Origin of the sequence: Anaerococcus sp. AGMB09787 (genome assembly GCF_022808955.1) — a bacterium.
Classification (GTDB): Bacteria; Bacillota; Clostridia; order Tissierellales; family Peptoniphilaceae; genus Anaerococcus.
This window is the reverse complement of the sequence record NZ_JAKZEY010000003.1, coordinates 1-24627: the sequence shown is the minus strand read 5'-3', so window position 1 is coordinate 24627 and position 24627 is coordinate 1. Positions and strand designations below refer to the sequence as shown.

At 35.5% G+C, this 24627-nt stretch carries 16 protein-coding genes and 1 pseudogene; 16 read left to right on the top strand and 1 reads right to left on the bottom strand.

Annotated elements, in window-relative coordinates; genetic code table 11:
- The first annotated feature begins 7 nt into the window (after positions 1-7).
- The 15 genes and pseudogenes from ssnA (at position 8) to MUN42_RS01505 (ending at position 19515) form a co-directional block, all read left to right on the top strand.
- The gene (ssnA, locus tag MUN42_RS01575) at positions 8-1333 is read left to right on the top strand and encodes a putative aminohydrolase SsnA (protein ID WP_243342526.1); all 1326 of its coding nucleotides are present in this window, start codon (positions 8-10) and stop codon (positions 1331-1333) included.
- A 17-nt stretch (positions 1334-1350) separates the two neighbouring features.
- Entirely contained in the window at positions 1351-2727 is a 1377-nt protein-coding gene (locus MUN42_RS01570) for a nucleobase:cation symporter-2 family protein (protein WP_243342525.1), read from the top strand.
- Positions 2728-3130: 403 nt separating this feature from the next.
- A pseudogene (locus MUN42_RS01565) lies at positions 3131-4534 on the top strand (nucleobase:cation symporter-2 family protein).
- 229 nt (positions 4535-4763) lie between these two features.
- Positions 4764-7055: a xanthine dehydrogenase subunit XdhA gene (xdhA, locus tag MUN42_RS01560; protein ID WP_243342524.1), complete on the top strand. Its 2292-nt coding sequence runs from the start codon at positions 4764-4766 to the stop codon at positions 7053-7055.
- Between the two features lie 14 nt (positions 7056-7069).
- Entirely contained in the window at positions 7070-7957 is an 888-nt protein-coding gene (gene xdhB, locus MUN42_RS01555) for a xanthine dehydrogenase subunit XdhB (RefSeq protein ID WP_243342523.1), read from the top strand.
- A complete protein-coding gene (gene xdhC, locus MUN42_RS01550) occupies positions 7947-8546 on the top strand; it encodes a xanthine dehydrogenase subunit XdhC (protein ID WP_243342522.1) in 600 nt (199 codons plus the stop codon). The genes xdhB and xdhC overlap by 11 nt, the downstream gene beginning before the upstream one ends.
- Before the next feature lie 165 nt (positions 8547-8711).
- On the top strand, positions 8712-10424 hold the full coding sequence (gene ade / locus MUN42_RS01545) for an adenine deaminase (protein ID WP_243342521.1): 1713 nt from the start codon (positions 8712-8714) through the stop codon (positions 10422-10424).
- Positions 10425-10428: 4 nt separating this feature from the next.
- Positions 10429-11802 carry a dihydropyrimidinase gene (gene hydA, locus MUN42_RS01540; RefSeq protein ID WP_243342520.1) on the top strand — a complete coding sequence of 458 codons (1374 nt, stop codon included), beginning with the start codon at positions 10429-10431 and terminating at the stop codon, positions 11800-11802.
- 15 nt (positions 11803-11817) lie between these two features.
- Positions 11818-14439, top strand: coding sequence for a selenium-dependent xanthine dehydrogenase (gene xdh / locus MUN42_RS01535; RefSeq protein WP_243342519.1), 2622 nt, complete (start codon positions 11818-11820; stop codon positions 14437-14439).
- Positions 14440-14487: 48 nt separating this feature from the next.
- A complete protein-coding gene (gene yqeC / locus MUN42_RS01530) occupies positions 14488-15186 on the top strand; it encodes a selenium cofactor biosynthesis protein YqeC (RefSeq protein ID WP_243342518.1) in 699 nt (232 codons plus the stop codon).
- Between the two features lie 26 nt (positions 15187-15212).
- Entirely contained in the window at positions 15213-15785 is a 573-nt protein-coding gene (locus MUN42_RS01525; RefSeq protein ID WP_243342517.1) for a nucleotidyltransferase family protein, read from the top strand.
- Entirely contained in the window at positions 15778-16596 is an 819-nt protein-coding gene (gene yqeB, locus MUN42_RS01520; protein ID WP_243342516.1) for a selenium-dependent molybdenum cofactor biosynthesis protein YqeB, read from the top strand. Before MUN42_RS01525 ends, yqeB begins: the two co-directional genes overlap by 8 nt.
- Positions 16574-17359 (top strand): XdhC/CoxI family protein, encoded by a 786-nt coding sequence (locus tag MUN42_RS01515; protein ID WP_243342515.1) that lies wholly within the window; start codon positions 16574-16576, stop codon positions 17357-17359. Before yqeB ends, MUN42_RS01515 begins: the two co-directional genes overlap by 23 nt.
- Positions 17352-18335 (top strand): molybdopterin-binding protein, encoded by a 984-nt coding sequence (locus tag MUN42_RS01510; RefSeq protein WP_243342514.1) that lies wholly within the window; start codon positions 17352-17354, stop codon positions 18333-18335. Before MUN42_RS01515 ends, MUN42_RS01510 begins: the two co-directional genes overlap by 8 nt.
- Before the next feature lie 10 nt (positions 18336-18345).
- Entirely contained in the window at positions 18346-19515 is a 1170-nt protein-coding gene (locus tag MUN42_RS01505) for a M20 family metallopeptidase (RefSeq protein ID WP_243342513.1), read from the top strand.
- Between the two features lie 16 nt (positions 19516-19531).
- Here MUN42_RS01505 and MUN42_RS01500 read toward each other — a convergent pair whose 3' ends face one another.
- On the bottom strand, positions 19532-20239 hold the full coding sequence (locus MUN42_RS01500; protein ID WP_243342512.1) for a GntR family transcriptional regulator: 708 nt from the start codon (positions 20237-20239) through the stop codon (positions 19532-19534).
- Between the two features lie 227 nt (positions 20240-20466).
- Here MUN42_RS01500 and MUN42_RS01495 point away from each other — a divergent pair.
- Positions 20467-24627, top strand: a 4161-nt coding sequence (locus MUN42_RS01495) for a hypothetical protein (protein ID WP_243342511.1), incomplete at its 3' end; no start/stop codon positions are given.

The following is a 24627-nucleotide window of genomic DNA, read 5'->3' as shown; positions in this document are numbered from 1 at the left end:
AGAATATATGATCTTAACAAATTGTGTAATTATAACCAATGATGACAAGAACAACTTCTATGAAGATGGAGCTATCTATATAGATGGTAATGTAATTGCTGATATAGGAGATAGGTCAGATATTTTAGAAAAATATCCTAAGGAAGAAAAAGTCGATCTAAAAGGAAAACTAGTAATGCCAGGTATGATATGTGCTCACTCACATATCTACTCTGCCTATGCTAGGGGCATGAGCGTATCAAAACCAACCGATAACTTCTTTAATGTTTTAGAAAACCAATGGTGGACCCTAGATAGAAATCTAAGCCTAGAAGACGTTAAGCTAAATGCTCTAACAACCTATATGGAATCTATCCAAAATGGAGTTACAACCCTAGTAGACCACCATTCAGGTCCAAACTCAGTAGAAGGATCCCTATTTGCTATAGGTGAAGCTGCAAAAGAGCTAGGTATAAGAACCTCTCTTTGCTATGAACTATCAGATAGGGATGGCAAAGAAATTAGAGATAAGGAAATAAAAGAGAATATTGACTGGATCAAAGCCTGCCAAAAAGATGATAACGGAGATATGTTAAAGGGCCTATTTGGCCTCCACGCATCCTTTACCTTATCAGATGAAACTCTTGATAAGGCAAGGGAAGCCATGGAAGAAGTCTATGATGGATACCATGTTCATATAGCTGAAGGTATAGAGGATGAGTGGGAAACCATTAGAAAACATGGAAAAAGAGTTGTAGAAAGACTAGATGACTTTGGAATGATTACAGAAAACACCTTGGCAATCCATGGAGTTCATATGAGCGAAAGAGAAATGGATATATTAAAGAAACACAATACTCCACTAATCTTTAACCCTGAATCAAATATGAACAATGCCGTAGGATGTCCTCCAATCATAAGGGCAATGGAGAAGGGAATCAAGGTAGGTATGGGTACAGATGCTTATACCAACGATATGTTTGACTCACTAAAAGTAGCCAACGTCCTACTCTCCCACAATGCCTGTGACCCTACCAAGGGCTTTGGAGAAGCACTAGAAATTCAATTTACAAATACTCCACAAATTGTTTCCAAATATTTCGATAAGAAAATCGGAGTTTTAGAAAAGGGAGCCTATGCTGACCTAATAACCTTTAATTATGATCCATATACACCACTCAACAAAGATAATTGGGGTGGTCATGCCTTATTTGGACTGACAGGAAGACTCGTTAATGATACAATAATAAATGGTGAATTTGTTATGAAAGATAAGATAATCTTAAAGGTCGATCAACACGAAATTCACGCTAAGTCAATTGAAAGGGCCAAAGAAATTTGGAAAAATGTATAAAATAATAAGAGGTGAAGATGGAAACAAAACCACAAAGTAAAAGCGCAAGCAAATCATTATTTGATTTTGAAGGAGATCCAGGCTTTAAGAAATCGATGCCCATAGCCTTGCAACACCTGTTAGCAATGATAGTTGGTAATACCCTACCAGCTATCGTACTTACAGGACAACTTGCAAATACTCAATATGCCCTAAGCCCTGAAGAATCACTGTATTTGATTCAGGCAGGTATGTTTATAGCAGCTATTGCTACTTTCCTACAAATTTATCCGGTTATGAAAGTCGGAGCAAAGCTTCCAGTAATAATGGGAGTATCATTTGCCTACATACCAGTTCTTACCAGTATTGGAGTCAAGTATGGAATTGGAGCAGTATATGGATCCCAATTAGTAGGAGGTATTGTTGCCTTTATAGTAGGTATGAACATAAAAAGGATTTATAAGTACTTCCCACCAATGGTTACAGGAACTGTAGTCTTGACAATAGGCCTATCCCTTTATCCAGTAGCCCTAAATTATATGGCTGGTGGTAATGGAAACCCTATGCAAGGGGATATAAGATATTGGGCAGTAGCCGTACTAACTCTACTTGTAGTTCTTTTCTGTAATATGTTTACTAAGGGACTATTAAAACTAGCAGCAATCCTTATAGGTATAGTTGTTGGCTATATTGCTTCCCTAGCTATGGGACTTGTAGACTTGGGCGGAATATCTGATGCAGCTTGGATTAGCATACCAAGGATTATGCCATTCAAATTAGAATTTCCTATAGATGCCGTTATTACAATGTCTGTAATGTTTGTAGTAAACTCCATACAAGCAGTAGGGGACTTATCATCTACTACAGCTGGTGGATTTAATAGAACTCCAACTGGTGAGGAGCTAGAGGGTGGAATAAAGGCTAATGGTGTGGCTTCAATTATTGGATCGGTTATAGGTGGGCTTCCAACAGCAACATACAGCCAAAACGTAGGAATAGTTTCACTTACAAAAGTTGTTACCAAACATGTATTTAAGTTTACGGCCATCCTAATCCTAATCTCAGGCTTCATCCCTAAATTCGGTGCTATAATGCTATCAGTACCTCAAGCAGTTATAGGAGGAGCAACAATTACGGTATTTGCTCAAATAACCATGTCTGGTATGAAACTAATAACATCAGATGAAATGTCTAGTAGAAATGTAACTATTGTCGGCCTAGGAATAGCCTTGGGTATGGGAATAGTTCAACTTGGTGATCAAGCAGTGGCGCAATTCCCTGAATGGTTCAGAATGGTGTTCACATCATCACCTGTTGTTCTTGCTACTGTTGTAGTATTCTTACTAAACCTAATCGTACCTAAAAAAACTGTGGCAGAAGAAGAAGCTGAAAGAAAAATGATGGAAAATGAGTAATGTCTAACCTTAATAATCTAGCTTATTATTAATACCTAGACAAGATTTAAAATTAGAAACACCAAAGTACAAGCATATAAGACCTATCTTTCTATGATCGACTTTGTTTAAAGTGCTACTTATATATAAATTAATTCTAAAATAAAAGTCTGTTAGAAAAATTAGCAGGCTTTTATTAGTATAAGGTATATCCTATTTTAACTTTGGCCAAGCTAATAATCCTTGTAGATCTATAACTATATAAGGAAAAGTTAAAAATTTAACCATTCAGCTTTTTATTGATAAGGATTTCATAATAATTAAAATAATAACAGACATTGACCTTAAGTACAAAGCTGATTACCTCAAAATATAAGTAAAGTAAATAATTTATTATAATATCAATTAAAAAAAGGAAAATAATATGACAGAAAATAATCAAAAACATAAGGGGCTTTTCGACTTTTATGCTAAAGTTAGTCTAAACGAATCCCTACCTCTTGCAATCCAGCACGTTATTGCCATGGTTGCAGGTTGTATAAGTCCAGCTATTTTGGTTGGATCAGCAGCAGGACTTTCTCCTGAAGATTTGATCATCCTTGTGCAAATGTCCTTGGTTGGATCAGCACTTACAACCTTAATAATGTTATATCCAATCAAGAAAATTGGAGCTAAGTTACCGATTATATTTGGGGTTTCATTTGCCTATGTGCCATCAATGATAGCTATAGCAGGCCAATTTAATAGCCTCGATCCTAAAGATATTATAGCAATAATATTTGGTGCACAGATAGTTGGAGCCCTCCTATCAGTATTTTTTGGTATGTCTCTAAAATACATATTACCTTTATTCCCACCTCTTGTTTCTGGTACAGTTGTTCTAGTAATAGGACTTTCATTATATCCAGTTGCTATGAACTATATAGGTGGAGGTGGAGATGTTACTATGGCAGGATGGGGAAGCTGGCAAAATTTCTAGGTCGGTGGAATAACCCTGGTCATAGGTATTATAGCTTCAAACTTCGGTAAGGGAATGATAAGCTTATCTAGTGTATTATTCTCTATGGTATGTGGATATATTTTAGCCTTTTTCTTTGGTATGATAGACCTATCTCCTGTGAGTGATGCTACTTGGTTTACCTTGATAAAACCTCTACACTTTGGAATAAAGTTTGACTTATCTGCTGTAGTTTCTATAGGAATTATCTTTATAGTAACTGCAATAGAGGCCATAGGGGATATGACATCTACAACAGTCGGTGGTATGGATAGGGTACCTAGTGATGAAGAATTAAAGGGAGGAATAGTAGGCTACGGAATAGCAAACATCTTTGGAGCCTTGCTAAATTGTATGCCAACAGCAACTTTCTCTCAAAATGCTGGTATTGTATCAACCAACAAAGTAGTTAATAGGAAAGTATTTGTTCAAGCATCAATAATTATTTTGGTTGCTGGACTATTTCCAAAGCTATCATCAATATTAACAACAATCCCTTATCCTGTTTTAGGTGGTGCAACTCTTTCAGTATTTGCAGCTATAACAATGAATGGCATAAGGATGATTACTTCCCAACCACTTACATCTAGGAATGCTTCTATAGTAGGAATTTCAGTTGCTATTGGTATCGGTTTTACTTCAGTAGCAGAAGCCGCTGCTAATGCAGGGGTAGTATTTATGCCACAAGAACTTGCTATAGCTATAGGATCATCTCCAGTAGTCCTAGCGGCAATCTTCGCTGTTCTTATGAATAAATTAATTCCTGAAAAAGAAGAAGATAAGGCTATAGATAGTAAATTAGAAGAAGTATACGAAGAAATAGAGAATTAATTTAGATTTCATCTAAAAATAAATATAAAAATAGTTGATATTATAGTAAATTAGGTATAAATAATCCTTTTGCTTTCTCCTTTTTAATGGTATTATATAAAGTAAGGAAATAGATATTTATTACATAGGAACTAGCTAAGGATTGTCTTTACTTTTGAGTGATATATTATATATTAAACAATAATTAGCTTAAAAACTTGTAGGTTAATTAAGAGTTAGGAGGTTAACTATGTATGTTGGAAAAAACGTTAATAGGGTAGATGCGTATGACAAAGTAACTGGTAGAGCCAAGTACACAGAAGACATGATACCCCATAATGCATATGTTGCAAAAATTTTACACTCAACTATAGCACACGGTAGAGTTGTTTCAATTGATACATCTGAAGCCGAAAAAATTGATGGAGTAATAAAGATTATTACTTGTTTTGATGTTCCTGAATGGGGTTTCCCTACAGCAGGGCACCCTTGGTCATTAGATCCAAGCCACCAAGACAAGGCTGATAGAAGGTTATTAAATACCCACGTAAGATACTACGGTGATGATGTAGCTGTAGTTATTGGTAGTGATGAGGTGGTATGTAGTGAGGCCTTATCAAAAATACAAGTGGAATATGAAGAATATGAATATGCACTGGATCCAATAGAGTCTATAAATGGAACTAAAGTTCCAATTCATGAGGAATGCCCAGATAATATCTTGGGACACACTACTAATTATAAAGGTGACTACCAAGAGGCAATCAAGGAAGAGGGCCTTACTAGGGTAGAAGGTTGGTATGAAACCCCTATGGTACAACACGCTCATATAGAAAATGGTATAGCATGTGCCTACCAAGAGGCTGGTAAGGTAGTAGTTGTAGCTTCTACTCAAATACCTCATATTGTTAGACGTGTTTGTGGTCAAGCCCTAGGAATTCCTTGGGGAGACATTAGAATTATAAAACCATATATAGGTGGAGGTTTTGGTAATAAGCAAGATGCCCTATATGAACCTCTATGTGCCTACTTAACAACCCAAGTTGGAGGTCACCCAGTCAAACTAGATACTTCTAGAGAAGAGACCTTTACATCAAATAGAACTCGCCACCCTATGAAGATACATATAATATCTCATGTTAGAAAAGATGGTTCCTTTGCTGCAAGAAAGATAGAAGTTTTCGCTGGTAATGGGGGCTATGCTTCCCATGGACACTCTATAGCATCAAAAGCTATGAACTGTTTCCACCAACAATATCCTTGCGATAATGTAGAAGCTGATGCCTATACAGTATATACCAACCTACCAGTATCAGGTGCTATGAGGGGATATGGTATACCTCAAGCCATGTTTGCTGGTGAAAGCCATATAGAAGATATATGTACAGCTCTTGGCTTTGATCCTTTGGAATATAGAATGAAATACATCATGCCAAAGGGATATGTCGATGGATTCTCTCACAATGAAAACTACTATGATACCTATAGGGAATGTCTAGCTGTAGGAAGAAAAGCAATCGACTATGATAAAAAACGTGAAGAATATAAAAACCAATCTGGTCAAATTAGAAGGGGAATAGGAGCTGCTACTTTCTGGTATAATACAGGAGTTTATCCTATATCACTTGAAACATCATCATGTAGGATGGTTGTTAACCAAGATGGTTCCTTACAAGTTCAATTAGGGGAAACAGAAATTGGTCAAGGTGGGGATACAGCCTTCTCACAAATGGCAGCTGATGCAGTTGGTGTTGACCTCAAAGATGTTCATATTATTAGCCAACAAGATACAGACGTAACACCATTTGGACTTGGTGCTTATGCTTCTAGACAAACTTATATGGCAAGTTTCTCTATAACAAAAACTGCCAATATCTTAAGAGAAAAGATACTTTATAGGGCAGCAAAATATATGGAGCAAAGCCCAGTTAATCTAGATTTGATAGCTGGAAATATAGTTAGAAAAGTCGATGGTAGGATTCTAATTTCCCTAGCAGACTTAGCTACTAAATCTCTTTATGATAATAATGATAGTGAGCATTTTACTGCAGAAGCAACCTATACTATAAGAAATAATGCTTATTCATTTGGCTGCTCATTCGCTGAAGTAGAAGTCGATATTAACCTAGGTAAGGTTAATATTTTGAGACTAGTAAATGTTCATGACTGTGGAGAGCTAATAAACCCAAGACTTGCAGAAGCTCAAGTCCACGGAGGTATGTCTATGGCAGTAGGTTATGCACTTTCTGAAGAACTGAAATATGATAAGTATGGTAGGATCCTAAATGATAACTTGTTAGACTACAAACTAAGCACTACTATGGATCATCCAAGATTTGAAGTTTACTTTATCGAAAATCCAGAGCCAACTTCACCATTCCATACTAAGTCTTTGGGAGAACCTCCTACTTGCTCACCGGCTCCAGCAATTAGAAATGCTATCCTAAATGCAACAGGAGTTGCAGCAAATAAAGCTCCTATGACCCCACATGTCTTGTTCCCTCTATTTAAGGAAGCAGGACTAATCGATAATGATCTATAAAAAGGTGGAAGATTATGTATGATATAAAAGCAATTTATGAAGCTTATACTATAGAAGAAGCTATAAAATTAAGAAAAGAACATCCTGAAGCCCATATTATAGGTGGAGGTTCAGATGTATTGATTAGTATCCGTGATGGAAGCATGGCAGGCTGTGAGCTTATTTCAATCTATCTTTGTGATGACCTCAGAGGCATAAGCCTAGAAGATGATGGAACCCTAAGAATTGGATCACTCACTTCCTTTACAGATATTACTAACAACGACCTTGTTCAAAAATATTGCCCAACCCTAGGTGAAGCTGTAGATACAGCAGGGGGACCTCAATTAAGAAATATAGCAACAATCGGAGGAAACATAAGCAACGGTGTTCCTTCAGCAGATTCAGCTACAAGCATCCAAGCCTATGATGCAATTATTGAACTACAAGGTGAAGGTGGAGTTCGTGAAGTTAAGGCTCGCGACTTTAACCTAGGATTTGGCAAGGTAGATATTAGAGATACAGAAATTGTTACAGCAGTCAAAATAAGAAAAGAATCTTATGAAGGATATAAGGGGCATTATTTCAAATATGCTATGAGAAACGCTATGGATATAGCAACTTCATCATGTTCAGCTAATGTTAAGCTTAAAGATGGAAATATAGTTGAAGATATTAGAGTAGCCTACGGTGTTGCAGGTCCTACCCCTCTTAGAGTTTTTAAGGCAGAAGAATGGTTCAAGGGCAAAGAATTTAGTGATGATAATATGAAAGAATTTGCTAAAAAAGCCCTGGAAGAACTTTCACCACGTGATTCTTGGAGAGCATCTAAGGAATTTAGAATCCAATTATTATATGAAATAGCCTATAGAAGTCTAAAGAGCATCAAAGAAAAATTTGAAGGAGGTCAAAATGCACACTAATGAACATGGTCCTTATGGTGATAGGGAAGAAGCGGTTTTACACTATGAACCTCAATACAAATTCTTAAAGTGTAGGGTAAATGGCGTTCCTGTTGCCAAGATGGTAGATATGAGAGCTTCACTTACTGACTTTTTGAGAAATGATTTTTCACTAACATCTGTTAAAAAAGGATGTGAGGTCGGAGAGTGTGGAGCATGTGCAGTCCTTATAGATGGAGTAGAGTTCAATTCTTGTATATATCTTGCTATCTGGGCAGAGGGTAAGGATATATGGACAACCGAAGGCTTGAGCCTAAGAGATGGAAGCCTTTCAATAATACAAGAAGCTTTTGTAGATGAAGCTGCAGTTCAATGTGGTTTTTGTACACCAGGATTTATAGTTGGTGCAACTGAGATAATATCAAGAAAAAAATACTACACTATAGATGAATTACGTAAAGAGTTATCCAACCATATGTGTAGGTGTACCGGATATGAAAATATACTAATAGCAGTTCAAAAGGCGAACAATATAGCCAATGGATTTGAACTAGAAGCTGACCATAAAGTAAATAGAATCAACAAAGATAATATTAAAGACTATATTTAATATTATAAATTATAAATGATAAGGGACTGTACTATAATACAAATTTATATTCATTAGAAGGCTAATTTACAGGTTAATAAATCTAAAAGTCATGGCAAGATTTTGATACTTGGTCTAAGGATAATAAATTTGCTAAGTACAGTCTCTTTATTATAAGGAGATTTTATGAAAAATCTAGAAGAAAAAATACTCAAAGCCAGCGGAAGAGAGAAGGCAGACTTAGTATTTAAAAATGCAAGGATTGTTGATGTATTTTCTGGAAGTCTAATTGAAGGTGATCTAGCTCTTGCAGATGGAATTATTCTAGGCATAGGCACTTATGAGGGTAGAGAAGAAATAGACTTAGGAGGGAAATTTATATCTCCGACTTTGATAGATAGCCATGTACATATTGAATCATCTATGGTTACACCGGCAGAACTATCTAAGGTTCTTCTTGTAAATGGAGTAAGTACCATAATAGCAGATCCTCATGAAATAGCTAATGTTATGGGGATGGATGGGGTTAAGTATATCCTTAATGCTTCCAAAGATTTGCCTATAGATGTAAGAATTATGCTTCCTTCATGTGTACCTTCTACAGATTTCGAAGACTCTGGAGCCAAACTTCTCTATGAAGACCTAGTAGAATTAAAGGATGATCAAAGAGTACTTGGACTTGGAGAGATGATGAACTATGTGGGTCTAATAAATACCAACAAGGAAGTATTAGATAAGATTAAGGGCTTTGAAGATAAGATCATAGATGGCCATGCACCAGGATTAAGTGGAAAGGGTCTTAATGCTTACCGTCTTGCAAACGTTGTTACAGACCATGAATGTGTTACTATTAGTGAGATGAATGATAGAATAGCGAGAGGTTTTTATGTTCAAATTAGACAGGGAACTTCAGCTAAGAATGCTAAAGCCTTAACTAAGGGAATTACCAAGGATAACTTATCAAGGATCTTATTTTGTACTGATGATAAACATCCAGAAGATCTACTAAGAGATGGATCTATAAATGAAAATATAAGAATAGCTATAAAAAATGGAGTAGACCCAATAGATGCGATAAGGATTGGTAGTATAAATGCAGCAACTTGCTACGGCTTAAAAAACAAGGCTGCCCTAGCTCCAGGCTACGAAGCTTCCTTTATAGTCCTAGATGATCTTAATAACTTCACCATAGATAGCGTTTATATAAAGGGCAAACAATATTCTAAGAAGGATAAGCTTTTAGTAGATATTGGTAGTAATACTAGAAAAGAATCTTTTGGTAATGTAAAGGTTTTTGACAGGAAATTGGAAGATTTTAAAATAAGACTAGAGTCAAATAAGGCAAATATTATTGAAATTTTACCTAATGAGCTACTAACTAAAAAATTGGTTGAAGAAGTTAGGGTAGAAGATGGTATCTTTGTGGCTGATGAAACCTATCAAAAACTTTGTGTAATTGAGAGGCATAGGGGACTTAATACTATGGGTAAGGCCATTGTTAAGGGTTTTGGATTAAAAAATGGTGCTATAGGATCCACCATAGCCCACGATTCCCATAATATTATAATTATAGGAGATAATGATAGGGATATTTATTTTGCTATGAAAGAGATTGAAAAGATGAATGGTGGGATAGTTGTAGTCCAAGGCGAAAAGATCCTTAAATCTTTACCACTAGAAATAGCTGGACTTATGACTAACTCTTCCCTGTATGAAACTTCTTTAAATATAAGGGAAATCCTAGAAGCAGCCAGGGTCAACTTGGGATTAAGAGATGATGGACTAGATCCTATTATAACCCTAGGTTTTATGTCCCTACCAGTTATACCTCAAATAAAGCTAACCGATAAGGGACTTTTTGATGTCGAAAACTATGAATTTATTGATATAGAGGCTTAAATATATGCATTGTTTAATTAGAAATGGCCAAGTTCTTACAGGTGGTCAAGTTAAAAAAAGTGATATTTTAATAGAAGATGAAAAAATAAAAGAAGTTGATGAAAATATAGACTATCCAGCAGACGAAATTATTGATGCTAAAGATAAACTTGTTATACCAGGCGGAGTTGATGTTCATACCCATATGAACCTCGATCTTGGAAAGTATGTATCTATTGATGATTTTTATAGTGGCAGCCTAGCTGCAAGTTATGGGGGAACTACAACTATAGTAGACCATATAGGGGCCTTAGAAAAAGGAGCTTCCCTAAAAAAAATGATAGACCACTACCATGATTTGGCTGATGGGAGGGCTGTAATAGACTATTCCTTTCATGGAGCCTTATATGAAGTAAGTGATGAGCTTATAGACGAGATTGCTGGTCTTTATCGGGATGAGGGAGTTGTATCTGTTAAGATCTACACAACTTATTCTGGAAAACTTGATGATGATGAAATACTTAGGGTACTAAAAAAGGCAAAGGAAACTGGAACAGTAGTATGCGTCCATTGTGAAAACGATAAGTCTATAGAGGAGCTTAGAAAAGAAGCAAAGGAGCAAGGGAACCTAGATCCAATCTATCATGCAAAGACTAGACCCCCTGCTACAGAGGCAGAAGCCATTAATAGACTAGCCTACCTTAGTGAGCTAGCAGGATATCCTAAGTTATATATAGTCCATACTTCTACCAAGGAAGGCTTAGAAGAGATCAAACTTGCAAGAAAAAGAGGGGTCAAAAACCTTTATTGTGAGACCTGCACCCAATATTTAACATTGGATGAGTCTTACTACTACAAAGATGGTAATGCAGAAGGAATCAAGTATATCATGGCTCCACCCCTAAGAAAAACAGAAGATATAGAAGCCTTGTGGCAGGGAATAATTGATGGGGATGTAGATGTTATAGCAACAGATCATTGTCCATTCTACTATGGTAGGGACAAAAGTCCCTATAAGGATAACTTCCTAGACTGCCCTGGTGGGGGTCCTGGAGTAGAAGAGCGAATGGAAGTAGTCATAAGTGAAGGATTAAAGAGAAATATCCCCCTAGCAAAGCTTATAGACCTCTTATCTTACAATCCAGCAAAAATATTTGGAATGGGTCATATAAAGGGACAAATAAAAGAGGGTTTTGATGCAGACATCGTAATACTTGCCAATAACCCTTACACTATTAGTCAAGAAAATAGACATTCAAATTGCGACTATACATCATACGAGGGTTTTGTGAGCAATTATAAGGTTCATACAGTTATCTCTAGGGGAGAGTTAATACTCACTAATGGCAAGTACTCAGCTAAAGAAGGACGAGGAAAATTTATTTATAGAAAATTTTAAAAATTGGAGTAGAAGATGGAAAATATTTTAATAGGCCAGAAAATTGAAAATGCAAATCCTTATATAGTAAAAGTTAATGGGAAAACTTATGAAACCTATAAAGATAAGAGTCTGCTTAGGTTTTTGAGGGATGATCTTAAAATAAAATCAGTGAAAGACGGATGTTCACAGGGAGCTTGTGGTACCTGTACTGTACTAGTAGGAGAAGAAAATAAAAGGTCTTGTGTAGTTAAGCTATCAAAACTTAATGGTACAGAAGTTCTCACTAATGAAGGCTTGAGTGAGGAAGAGAAAACAGCCTTTACCTATGCCTTTACCAAGGCAGGAGCTGTCCAATGTGGCTTCTGTACTCCTGGTATGGTTATGAGTGGTCTAGCTGTGATTAGAAAAAATCCTAATCCTAGTGAGGAAGAGATTAGAAAGGGTATTAAGGGAAATATCTGCCGTTGTACAGGTTACAAGAAAATAGTAGAGGGTATTGAAATGGCAGCTGCTATCTTGAGAGGCGATATGGCTATAAATAATACAGAGTCAGAAGCTAAGGTAGGAGCTAGAGCAGATAGGATAGATGCTGAAGAAAAGATCCTGGGTACTGGAATATATGCAGATGATATAGAGATGGAAGGCATGCTCTATGGATCTTGTGTTAGAACCAAGTATCCTAGGGCTAAGTTTATAGATATAGACTATAGTGAAGCCCTTGAGCTTGATGGGGTAGTTGGAGTTTTGACAGCAGAAGACGTTCCAAACAACAAGGTCGGCCATATCCAACAAGACTGGGATGTTTTTATTGAAAAAGGCTCAGAAACAAGGTCTCTTGGAGATGCCCTTTGTTTTGTAGTAGCAGAGAGTACAGAAATCCTTGAAGAGGCTAAAAAACTTGTAAAAGTCGACCTTGAAGAGCTAAAGCCAGTTACATCCATTGCAGAGGCTATGAAAGAAGATGCTCCACAAATTCACCCAAGTGGCAACCTATGCCAACAAAGACACGTAAGTCGTGGTAATGCCAAAAAAGCCCTAGAAGAATGTAAGTATGTAGTAAAAGAAACATATATAACACCATTTTCAGAACATGCCTTCTTGGAACCTGAGTGTTGTGTGGCTATGCCATATAAGGATGGGATAAAGGTCTTCTCATCTGATCAAAGTGTCTATGATACAAGAAAAGAACTTGCTATAATGTTTAATTGGCAAGATACTCCAGAAAAAATAGTTGTAGAAAACGCTCTGGTAGGAGGAGGTTTTGGTGGAAAAGAAGACATGTCTGTCCAACCTCCAGCAGCCCTTGCAGCCTACCTCTACAAAAGACCAGTTAAACATAAATTTACAAGGGATGAATCATTGAGATGGCATCCAAAACGCCACTATATGGAGGGAACTTTTACTATTGGCTGTGATGAAAACGGTATATTCAAAGCTATGGAAGCAGAAATATACTTTGATACTGGTGCCTATGCTTCACTTTGTGGCCCAGTCCTAGAAAGAGCCTGTACTCATTCAGTAGGTCCTTATAATTACCAAAATACAGAAATACATGGCTATGGCTACTATACAAATAACCCACCAGCAGGAGCCTTCAGGGGATTTGGAGTTTGCCAATCAAACTTTGCCATGGAATCAAATATAAACCTACTAGCTGAAAAGGTAGGAATTTCACCTTGGGAAATCAGGTATAGAAATGCCATAAAACCAGGTCAAGTCCTACCTAATGGTCAAATAGCAGATTGCTCAACAGCCCTAGTAGAAACCTTGGAAGCAGTAAAGGATATCTACGAAGCCAACAAGGATAGGGCAGGTATTGCCTGTGCTATGAAAAATGCAGGAGTTGGTGTAGGCTTACCCGATAAGGGTCGAGCAAAGATAATCATAAAAGATGGCTTCTGCAAGATATACTGTGCAGCATCTGGTATTGGTCAGGGAGTAGGAACAGTTCTCCTACAAATAGCAGGAGAAGCAACTAAGCTTCCTTATGATAAGATTAAAATTATGAACCCAAATTCAGAAACATCACCTGACTCAGGAACAACATCTGGATCAAGGCAAACCTTGATAAGTGGTGAAGCCGTAAGAAGGGCAGCAGAACAACTCGGAGCTGACCTAAAGGAAAAATCTCTAGAAGAGCTTGAAGGCAAGGAATACTTCTATGAGTACTTTGACCCAACAGATCCTATTACATCAACAAAAGAAAATCCAGTGTCTCATATAGCCTACGGCTTTGCAACCCACCTTGTTATCTTGGATGATGATGGCAAAATAAAAGATGTCTATGCTGCCCATGACTCAGGTAAGGTTGTTAATCCAACTACCATAGAAGGGCAAATAGAAGGTGGAGTAGTGATGGGACTAGGCTATGCCCTTACAGAAGACCTCAAGATAAAAGACTCAGTTATCAAGGCAAAATACGGTACAATTGGGTTATTTAGATCTCCTGATGTACCAAATATTCATCCTATCCTAATAGAAAAAGATGACTTGCTAGATATAGCCTATGGGGCCAAGGGGATAGGGGAAATCTCTACCATTCCAATAGCTCCAGCAGTCCAAGGCGCCTACTATAACTTAGATAAAAAGCTAAGAAGACAACTTCCTATGGAAGATACCTTCTATAATAAGCCTAAAAAGGCCTTAAAAAAATAAAAATCGTGGCTGTTGTAATTTTCTTGCAACAGCCTATTTTGGATAAATATGAGTAAAGACTTAAGTAAAAAATTTTCAATAAAAAAATCTGATATAATCTCTATTACAGGCTCAGGTGGAAAAACTACTCTAATGGAAAGTTTGGGAGAAGAGTTGAAAAATTACGGGAGAGTACTGATAACTTCATCTACCAAAATAAGAAGACCCCAAAATGAACATATAGACTATATTTTTGATTCTTTTGGAGAATACAAGCAAATAAAAGAAGACAAGGTTCTCGTAGCTATGGGCGAACTAGACAAGAATACCAATAAGTTCCATGCCATAAGCCAAGAGCAAATCGAATTAATCAGGGATGACTTTGACTATATAATTATAGAAGCAGACGGGTGTAGGAATTTACCATTAAAAATGTGGAAATCACATGAGCCAGTCATATATAATATAAGTAGTAAGGTAATTTGTGTTTTTTCTGCGAAGGTAATAGGAAGAAAAGTAGAAGAAGATTTTATCTATAACTATGAAGACTTCAAAAAATTAATAAAGAGAGATTATGTAGACGAAGAAGTATTTCTAAAACTAATTAGAAGTAAGCCGGGTCCCTTTGGGGATTTTGGAGGCGATAGGTATGTATTTTTCAACCAGGTAGAATCCTTTGAAGAAAAAATGGATAGTGATAAAGTTATTACTTATTTAAGAGATAAGACTGAGGGAATAGAATTTTTATCAGGATCACTATTAAAGTAAGTTAGAAAAATAAAAGGAGGAAGACTATGAAAATTAGTGCAATAGTAATGGCAAGTGGCCTATCTGAAAGGATGGGGACCAATAAACTTTTGATGGACTTAAAGGGCAAACAGCTTTACCAATGGACTTTTGACCTCTTAGAAGAAGTTGCCTTTGATGAAGTGATTATAGTAAGTTCTTATGAGGAAATCCTAGAAGATGCTAAGAATAGAGGATTTAAGGCTATTTTTAATGACAATAACCAAGTTGGTAAGTCCGCATCTATTAAACTTGGGGTCGATGCAGTAGATGGAGAAAATGCAATGATGTTCTTTGTGGCAGACCAACCCCTCCTCACAGCGGATACAGTAAATAAGCTAATAGATGCCTATGAGAAAAACCCTATCATTACCTACCCAAGGACAGATAAGAGAAGGGGAGCACCTGTTATCTTCCCAAACTCATATAGGGAAGGTCTACTCGGACTTAAGTATGACGAGGGTGGTATGAAGCTTGTAGGAGGAGAAGACAAAAACGAAGTATATATAGAAGATGTTTCTGAACTTTGGGATGTAGATACCTACAATAACCTTGAGGAGATTAGAGAAAAATATGAATAATCTAGTAATCTTTAGGGGTGGAGGAGATGTGGCAACAGGTTCTATCCAAAAAATTCATAGGGTTGGCTTTAAGGTTTTAATATTAGAAAAGGCCAAGCCCCTATGTATCAGAAGGTATGTATCAGCAGCTAGGGCAATATCTGAAGGCTACGCCGAGATAGAAGATCTTAGGATAAGAAGGGCAGAAAATATGGAAGAAATAGAGGAAGCGTTACAGGCAGGAGAAGTTCCTATAGTAGTTGATGAAGAGGGGGCTTATATAAAGAAACTCAAACCCTTGGCTGTAATAGATGGAATACTTGCTAAGAAAAATCTCGGCACTAGTAGGTCTATGGCACCGATAACTATAGGACTTGGACCAGGCTTTGAGGCAGGAAATGATGTCGATGCAGTAATTGAGACCAATAGGGGTCATGACTTGGCGAGGGTTATATTTGATGGAAGACCTAGCGAAAATACCGGGATTCCTGGCAATATTCAAGGCTACACCAGCCAAAGAATCCTAAGGGCTCCTGCTAGTGGTCAAATCCATATATTAAAGGATATAGGATCTAGGGTAGAAGAAGGCGAAGTTCTTGCAATAGTTGGTGATAGTGAGGTTAAGTCAGGCCTTACTGGCATGGTTCGTGGCATGATAGCAGATGGCAGTGAAGTCTTCGAGGGTCTCAAAATTGGTGATGTTGACCCAAGGGTTATAAAGACTAACGCTATTACTATATCAGATAAGGCTCGTGCCATAGGTGGGGGATGCTTAGAAGCCCTTCTAATTTTAAAAAGGAGACTAGATAATGCAGACAGAAATCTTAACTAAGGTAATAGAAAGGATAGAAGAAGGTGGCAGGGCAGCTCTAGTATTTATAACAGAAGCCAAGGGGTCTACTCCAGGGGCTAAAAACTCCATGATGGCAGTCTTTCCTGATAAGACAAGCTTTGGAACCATAGGAGGAGGGCCAGTAGAATATGAGGTTACCAAACAAGCCCTAGAGGCTATAGAAAAGGGAGAAGATATGACCTTTGAGCATAAGCTAATTGAAAAATCTGACCTAAATATGGTATGTGGTGGGACCAACAAAGGCTATATCAAGGTCTTTTATCCTAAGGCAAGGCTCTTAATCTTTGGGGCAGGCCACGTAGGGGCAAAACTTGCAAGGATTGCAGTAAGGACTAATTTTGATGTAAGTGTCATTGACCCTAGGGAAGACTTCAAAGATAGGGAAGATTTCGAAGGAATAAAAAATTTCTATACAGATATAAAAAAGGCCAAGGAAGAAATAAATTTTTCTAATGATGACACCTATATAGTAGTATGCACACCAAATAGTGACCTTGAAGTCCTAGAAAACATCCTAAATATGCCTTACAAATACCTAGGAATGATAGGATCAAGGGCAAAGATAAAAATCGTATTTGATAAGCTAAGGGAAAAGGGAGTAGAGGATAAAACTTTTGATGCCATCCATAGTCCAGTGGGCCTAGACATAGATGATGGAAGTGTCGAAGAGATTGCCATATCAATTATGTCAGAAATCCTAGCTGTAAAAAATGGAAAGTATGAAAGAGTAAGCCATGATTAAAAAAGTAAGAGTAGAAGATGCCATAGGTAAGCCCCTCCTCCACGATATAACAGCCATAAAGAAAGATGGCTTCAAGGGAGTCTTGTTTAAGAGAGGCCATGTCATAGGAGAAGATGACATAGAAAGGCTAAAGGATATAGGTAAGGATAATATCTATGTAGGTAGCCTTGATAAGGGTCTAGTCCATGAAGAAGATGCTATAGGAGAAGTGGCTCATGACTTGGCTGGAGAAAATGTATCTTTGAGTGGAGTATCTGAAGGGAAGATTTCCTTTATTAGTGATATAGATGGACTCTTTGAAATAAATAGGGAAGAACTTAATAAACTAAACGAAAGAGGAATCTACACCTTTGCTAGTCTCAAGTCCTACACCCAGGTCAAGAAAGGTGAGATATTGGCAGGAGGGAGGATTGTTCCTCTCTACACAAGTGAGAATGAAGTAGCATATATAAATGCCATTAGCAAGGAATATGGCCCATGCTTTAGGGTGAGGGCATATAAAAACCTAAGGGTTGGAGTCATAATAACTGGCAATGAAATCTACTATGGAAGAATCAAGGATATGTTCGAGCCAGTTATTAGGGAAAAACTAAAGGACTATGACCACGAATTATTAGAAATTACCAAAAGCCCTGACGATATTAATATACTAGAAGCCAAGGCCAGAGACCTTTTGGATAAGGGTTGCGATCTCCTTGTGTTTTCAGGGGGTATGAGTGTAGACCCAGACGACCTAACTCCATCTGTCATAAAGAAACTCAGCGATGACTTCATTATCCAAGGTCTTCCAGTCCAACCAGGCAATATGCTCACAGTAGGAAGGGCAAATAAGGCCTACCTAGTAGGAGTACCAGGAGCATCTATCCATGCCAAATTTACAAGCTTTGATATATTTCTGCCTAGGATATTTGCAGGGATAGAGCTAAAAAAATCAGACTTTACCGAGATGGGTGAGGGAGGCTTATTAAAAAGATAAGGAAAATGATATGATCTTAGAGATAGAAGATAAAGACTTAGAAGAAATTATAAATATAAGACATGATATCCATGCTCATCCTGAGATATCTGGTAAAGAAATTAGGACTACAGAACTTATAAAGGATTTTGCAAAATCCCTAGACCATATAGAAGAAGTATCTATACCTATAGCTAGTGGAGCAGTCTTTAGATTAAAGAGTGATAAGGGAGGCAAAACTATAGCCATAAGGTCTGATATAGATGCTATAAGCCAGCAAGAAGACTTGGATATTCCCTATAAGTCAAAGTGTCCAGGCATAATGCATGCCTGTGGCCACGACCTGCATATAAGTATCCTTATGGCATGTATGAATATCCTTAGCAAAAATCGGGATAGGCTAAGGGGAGATGTAGTATTTGTCTTCCAAAATTCTGAAGAAACTACTAAGGGAGCCAAGGAATTAATTGATAAGGGTCTCTTTGATAAGGTTAATATTGACTACTTCTTAGGCTATCACAATTGGCCCCTAGTAGATGCAGGTAAGGTTATTGTAAAAAAGGGAGCCCTTATGGCTGCCAAGACCAATTTTATAATAGAAGTTATTGGTAGGGGAGGTCATGGATCAGATCCCCACCTAAATATAGATCCTATAGTTTGTGCTGGCCATATCATAACTGGCCTCCAAACAGTTATAAGCAGAAACACAGATCCCAAGGCCCCTATCCTTCTTTCTATCAATTCCATAAGGGGTGGAAGCGAAGATAATTTACTAGTTGATACTTGCAAGATGACTGCGACTATTAGGAGCCTTGATAAGAAAAACTTTGCCATAGCTAGACAGAGGGCAAAGGAATTAATTAGAAATATAGCCAAGGCTTTCTCTTGTGAGGTAAAAATTACCTATACTGATGATATAGATTTAGTTTACAATAGTGAAGATATGTATGAGCTTGCCAGGGGCTTTGCAGAAGAGATAGTAGGAAGGGATAAGCTAGTTGATATAGAAGCTACTATGGCAAGTGAGGATTTTTCACTTTATATGCAAAGAGTTCCTTCATTTATGTATTGGTTTGGTAGTAGTGGAGATGGTTTTTCTAAGAATCCTCTCCATACCAAGAAATTTTATGCATCAGATAAGGCTATCAAGTCCTCTGCTCAAGTCTTGGTAAATGCTGTTCTTGGTTTACAAGGTAAATAAAAAACGAGCTAGCCATCTAGTTCGTTTCATTTTTATCTTCACTTCTTAATTTTTCGTCCTTGTATATTTTCTTAAATATTTCTAGGGTATCTTTCCAATTTGCTAACAAGGCGTCAATGCTTGCTCTCAAGTCCTTTTTTCTTAGATTTTCTATTATAAGCTTATGGGCATCGTAGGTTCTTGAGTTTTCTTGGATTTGAGCATAATAGAAAATTTCCATCCTTTGAACCTTGGTTTTTAGATTTTCTATGACTGGATAAATCTCGTTGTTTTTTGACATATCGATTATCTTTTTATGAAAAATATTGTCTAGTTGGATTTTTTCTAATAAGTCCTTGTGGGTATCTATAGCATTGATATGCTCATTTATATCATCTAGCTCATCGATATCTGCATCACTCATATTATCAAAAGCATGTCTAAGGGCCAAGCATTCTAGGGACGCTATCATTGGGTAAATATCTAAGGCCTGTTTGATATTGATAGGAGCAACCATAGTCCACCTATTCGCCTTGGAGATTATTAGTCCATCATTTTCTAGTCTAAGTAGGGCTTCCCTGAGAGGAGTTCTAGATATGCCAAGCTTTTCTGATAGTTTTTTAATATTTATTTTTTCCATAGGAGCAAGTTCTCCTGTAATAATTAACTTATTTAATCTTTCATAAGCTTCATCTTTTATGAATACTCTTTTAATCTTACTAGTATTTAATTCATCTTTGTTCATACTTCCTAATATCCTTTTTTATATCTATATTTAATGATTATATCATAAAAATCATCTTTTTAAAAGTTATAGTATATTATAATGGTTTCTTAATTTGAATTTCACTTGCAATATATTGCAAACTATTAAATATATGCTATAATATTACAAAGGAGGTAAAGGATTTTCTGCATAGTTATATGTAAATAAGTAAAACAAATAATGATATAATAGAAAGGAGTTTTAATTTGAAATTTACGAGAAAACGGCTGTGGTCTTTAATTTTGATACCATCTATATTTCTGTTTCCTAGTCAGATTTCTTTCGCTAGTACAGATATAGAAGAAATCTACGAAACCACATATGAAAACGATATTCAAACTTACTCTCATTCGTTAGACGACTCTTCTACAAAAAATAATTCATCTTATAAATTAAATTCAGATGATATATCACCAGAAGTTTCAGCAAATAATAGTGTTAAGGATGATAGCTTTAATAATATTGAAAATTATGATGGTGATACAGAAAAAGCAGAGAATGTAGAAGACGATCACGAAAGTAATGATCAAGTTACAATAAATGTAGAAGATGATCATATAAGCATTGGAAATGATTTTATAGAGAGAGATTTCGAAATTGTAGATGGAAAAATAACCACTACAGAAATAAATAATAAAGAAATAAACACTTCTATAAAACCTGGTGAGGGAAGTAGCGATTTTGTTATAAATACTATTAAGTATAAAGAGGCTCAACAAGAAGAAGAAAAAGATGAAGAAATAACAGAAGTTATAGAACCAACTCAAAAGATAGACAAAAGTAATTGGAATATTAGTATAAGTACAATATCTGGTGATAAGTTTTCTGATGAGATGTCAAAAAAATTAATTGATGGAGATTTAGAAACCTATCCAGATGATTATACAAAACAAGGACCTTTTGTAGTAGAAATTGATATGGGTGATGAATATAATTTGAAATCATTCTCCATAAATAAAAGGCCAGGATATTCAGATAAGGCTTATGGTATTAATGGAACTTTAGGTGAGTATGAACTTTATTATTCTACTGATACAGATCAAGCACCTATCCTTGCCGCAAAGGGAAATTTTACTAAGGAAGCTTATAATTTACATGAAGAAGGAAATTTATTTAATGTAGGAGATACTGTCTATGCAAACTTTTATGAACCTATACTTGCTAGACATTTATTTCTAATTCAATTAAGTCCGGCATTAAGCTCTGCTAATGAATTTACTTCTGCTGAATTTAATGTATATAAGGATGAATATGTAGGGACTGATTATAATATTGACCCTAATAAGATTAATACAGATGAAAATTATGAAAAAATTTCATCAAATGATTTAGAATTTGATAGTTATATAGAAGAATCTTTTGAAAATGGAAAAAGGCTAAGAATAAATTATAAACCATATACAACTACTCAAGAAGTAAGCTTTCATATTTCTAGTATTTATGAACTTGAAAATAGAAGTCAGTATATGAAACAATTCTTGGAAATTTCTACTGATGATCCTGAAAAAGCTATAATCGATTATATAGAAATGGATAGTTTTGTTTTAAACGAAGATGTTGAAGGAAAATGGACTCATCCTGAAGAAAATGAAGCTTCATCTATGTGGATAAGACCTTATGAATTATTGCTTGGTCAACCTGTATATGCTGAAGGTATGTTCTTTGGTTCAGAATTTCCTGCAACAGATACAAGAATAAAAGACAATAGAATTCAAGTAAGATATTATTCTGGTAAATCTTTTGAAAAGTTAGATAAAGATAACCAATTAAAAGATGGAGTTTTCACAACTTGGAATAATGTGGTTGGAACAGCTAAAGGAAAAGATCCAGAAGTAGTTCAAACAAGCTTCTTTGAATATATTGAAGATATTTCAACTCCTACTGATTTCAGACTTAACTATAATTCATGGTATGATAATATGTTAAACATAACTGATGAAAGTATTAAAAAATCATTTATCGGATCTGAGAAAGGTTTAAGTCAAAATGGAGTAAGACCTCTAGATACTTATGTAATGGATGATGGTTGGATAAATTACTACGATGGCAAATTTAACCCTTCAAATGAACAATCAGGAAGAGAACCTAATAGAACAGGATTCTGGGAATTTAATCATAAGTTCCCTAATGAACTTTATACATCTGAAGAACTTGCTAAAAATCTTAATTCTAATTTTGGTCTATGGATAGGACCACAAGGTGGTTACAATTATTTTACAGGATTTGCAAAGTATATGGAAAGTATGGGAACAGGATCAGTAAGTGATAACTCAGGATATTGGGATGCTATAGATGTAGCTGATAGAAATTACTTAAATAACTTTGAAACTATGGTTTTAGATTTTCAAAATAGATTCGATATAGACTATTGGAAATGGGATGGTTTTGCACTAAGACCAAATCAAGATCCTGATAATAATCATATGATTGGTGGATATAATGATATATATTATACATCAGATCTTTGGGAAGCTTGGATTGATCTATTTGAAAGTGCAAGGAAACAAAGAGCAGAAGAGGGTAAAGGATTATTTATAAATGCAACTTGCTATGTAAATTTAAGTCCATGGCTTCTTCAATGGGTAAATACAATTTGGTTACAAGATTCCGGTGATACAGGACAATTGGGAACTGGCGAAAGACACCAACAAAAAATTTATTATAGAGATAATGTCTATTATAAGATGTTAAATCAAAACAAACTCCAATTTCCACTAAAAAATATCTATAATCATGATCCGATATATGGAGTGAGTGATAATTCAGATGCAAGTACAGAAGTATTTCGTGAATTTTTATTTGCAAATGCAGTAAGAGGAACATATTTCTGGGAATTATATTTCTCACCAAGTATTATGAATGATGAAAAATGGAAAGTTACAAAAGATGCTTTAGATTTTGCTGAAAATAATAAAGAAATTCTTAAAAATGCAAAAATGTTTGGTAATGATCCTAAATCAGGAGTATATGGATACTCTTCTTGGAATGATGGTGAAGGAATTGTATCATTTACAAATCCTTTAGATGAAGAACAAACTTATGAATTTACTTTCAATGATATTGTAGGTGTTACAAATGGTATATCTAACTTAACATCTGTAAAAATATTGCCTTATGAAGATAGTGATTTAAATCCAATCTCTTATGGAGATACTATATCTGTTGATTTACAACCACATCAAACAATAATCTATCACTTTGGATCAAAAGATCAAACCAATCCAAAACTTATAAGTGCTAAGTTTGTTGAAGGTAATCAAATAAAAGTTGTATTTGATGAAAGAGTAACAACTCCTAAAATAACTATAAATGGAAAAGATGTTAATTGGGAAGTTAAAGAAGATTATAGAACCTTAATTATAAATAATGAAGATAAAATAGCTGATGGAATACTAAGTTTAAATATTTCTGATTCTTATGGTAATAATTCAGAATTAAATATAAATTTAGATTCTATATTTGAAGATGTTGTTGAAAGTATCTCTGAATTAGAAGATTATGATTCTATAAATAATAAAAACAATATTACACTTTTAAAAGATAAAAATAATGATGGAATGTACTGGTTTGATCTAAAAAATAGACAATTAGAAACATTAAATGATCAAACTTATTTAACCAGTGGAGATTTTACTATAGGCTTTGCTATAAATACTAATTCAAATGATTTTAATATTTTTGATGGCAAAAGTGACTCAGGTAATCTAAATATAAGAGTTGATGAAAATGGATTCTTAAATGTTAATTTTAACGGTCAAAACATCTCATCAAAACATAAAGTAACTACAGTTAATGAAAAAGCTTATGGCAAATTTAATAGTGATGAATATGTACCAACTTCAACTAATGAAGAAATTTTGGGTGTAGTGAATGATGGTAATAACCATATGGTTTATTTAGTAAGAGAACTTAATGGATTACTAAAGATTTATCTAGATAATGAACTAGTAGCTTCAACTTATGATGAAAACAAAATTTATGATAATATATCTTTATCCAACGTTAAACTTTTTGACGATAATTTCGATGGTAGATTTGGTAAATTCCAAATCCTAAATAAGGCTTTAGCGTATGATGAATTAGAAGTACTAGAATTATCAGATTTAGAAAAGATAAAAGATAGCGATTTAGTAGTTGAGGCAGACAAAGACGAAAATGACTTTAGCTGGTCAGAAAAAACACATGCAGGAAAAGTGGACAAAGTTATAGCAATTGAAGCAGATAAAGACGAAAATGACTTTAGCTGGTCAGAAAAAACAAATGAAGGAAAAGCAGATAAAGTTATAGCAATTGAAGCAGATAAAGACGAAAATGACTTTAGCTGGTCAGAAAAAACAAATGAAGGAAAAGCAGATAAAGTTATAGCA

Coding starts and splice junctions, on each gene's coding strand:
- ssnA (WP_243342526.1), top strand. CDS start 8: ATGATCTTAACAAATTGTGTAATTATAACCAATGATGACAAGAACAAC.
- MUN42_RS01570 (WP_243342525.1), top strand. CDS start 1,351: ATGGAAACAAAACCACAAAGTAAAAGCGCAAGCAAATCATTATTTGAT.
- xdhA (WP_243342524.1), top strand. CDS start 4,764: ATGTATGTTGGAAAAAACGTTAATAGGGTAGATGCGTATGACAAAGTA.
- xdhB (WP_243342523.1), top strand. CDS start 7,070: ATGTATGATATAAAAGCAATTTATGAAGCTTATACTATAGAAGAAGCT.
- xdhC (WP_243342522.1), top strand. CDS start 7,947: ATGCACACTAATGAACATGGTCCTTATGGTGATAGGGAAGAAGCGGTT.
- ade (WP_243342521.1), top strand. CDS start 8,712: ATGAAAAATCTAGAAGAAAAAATACTCAAAGCCAGCGGAAGAGAGAAG.
- hydA (WP_243342520.1), top strand. CDS start 10,429: ATGCATTGTTTAATTAGAAATGGCCAAGTTCTTACAGGTGGTCAAGTT.
- xdh (WP_243342519.1), top strand. CDS start 11,818: ATGGAAAATATTTTAATAGGCCAGAAAATTGAAAATGCAAATCCTTAT.
- yqeC (WP_243342518.1), top strand. CDS start 14,488: ATGAGTAAAGACTTAAGTAAAAAATTTTCAATAAAAAAATCTGATATA.
- MUN42_RS01525 (WP_243342517.1), top strand. CDS start 15,213: ATGAAAATTAGTGCAATAGTAATGGCAAGTGGCCTATCTGAAAGGATG.
- yqeB (WP_243342516.1), top strand. CDS start 15,778: ATGAATAATCTAGTAATCTTTAGGGGTGGAGGAGATGTGGCAACAGGT.
- MUN42_RS01515 (WP_243342515.1), top strand. CDS start 16,574: ATGCAGACAGAAATCTTAACTAAGGTAATAGAAAGGATAGAAGAAGGT.
- MUN42_RS01510 (WP_243342514.1), top strand. CDS start 17,352: ATGATTAAAAAAGTAAGAGTAGAAGATGCCATAGGTAAGCCCCTCCTC.
- MUN42_RS01505 (WP_243342513.1), top strand. CDS start 18,346: ATGATCTTAGAGATAGAAGATAAAGACTTAGAAGAAATTATAAATATA.
- MUN42_RS01500 (WP_243342512.1), bottom strand. CDS start 20,239: ATGAACAAAGATGAATTAAATACTAGTAAGATTAAAAGAGTATTCATA.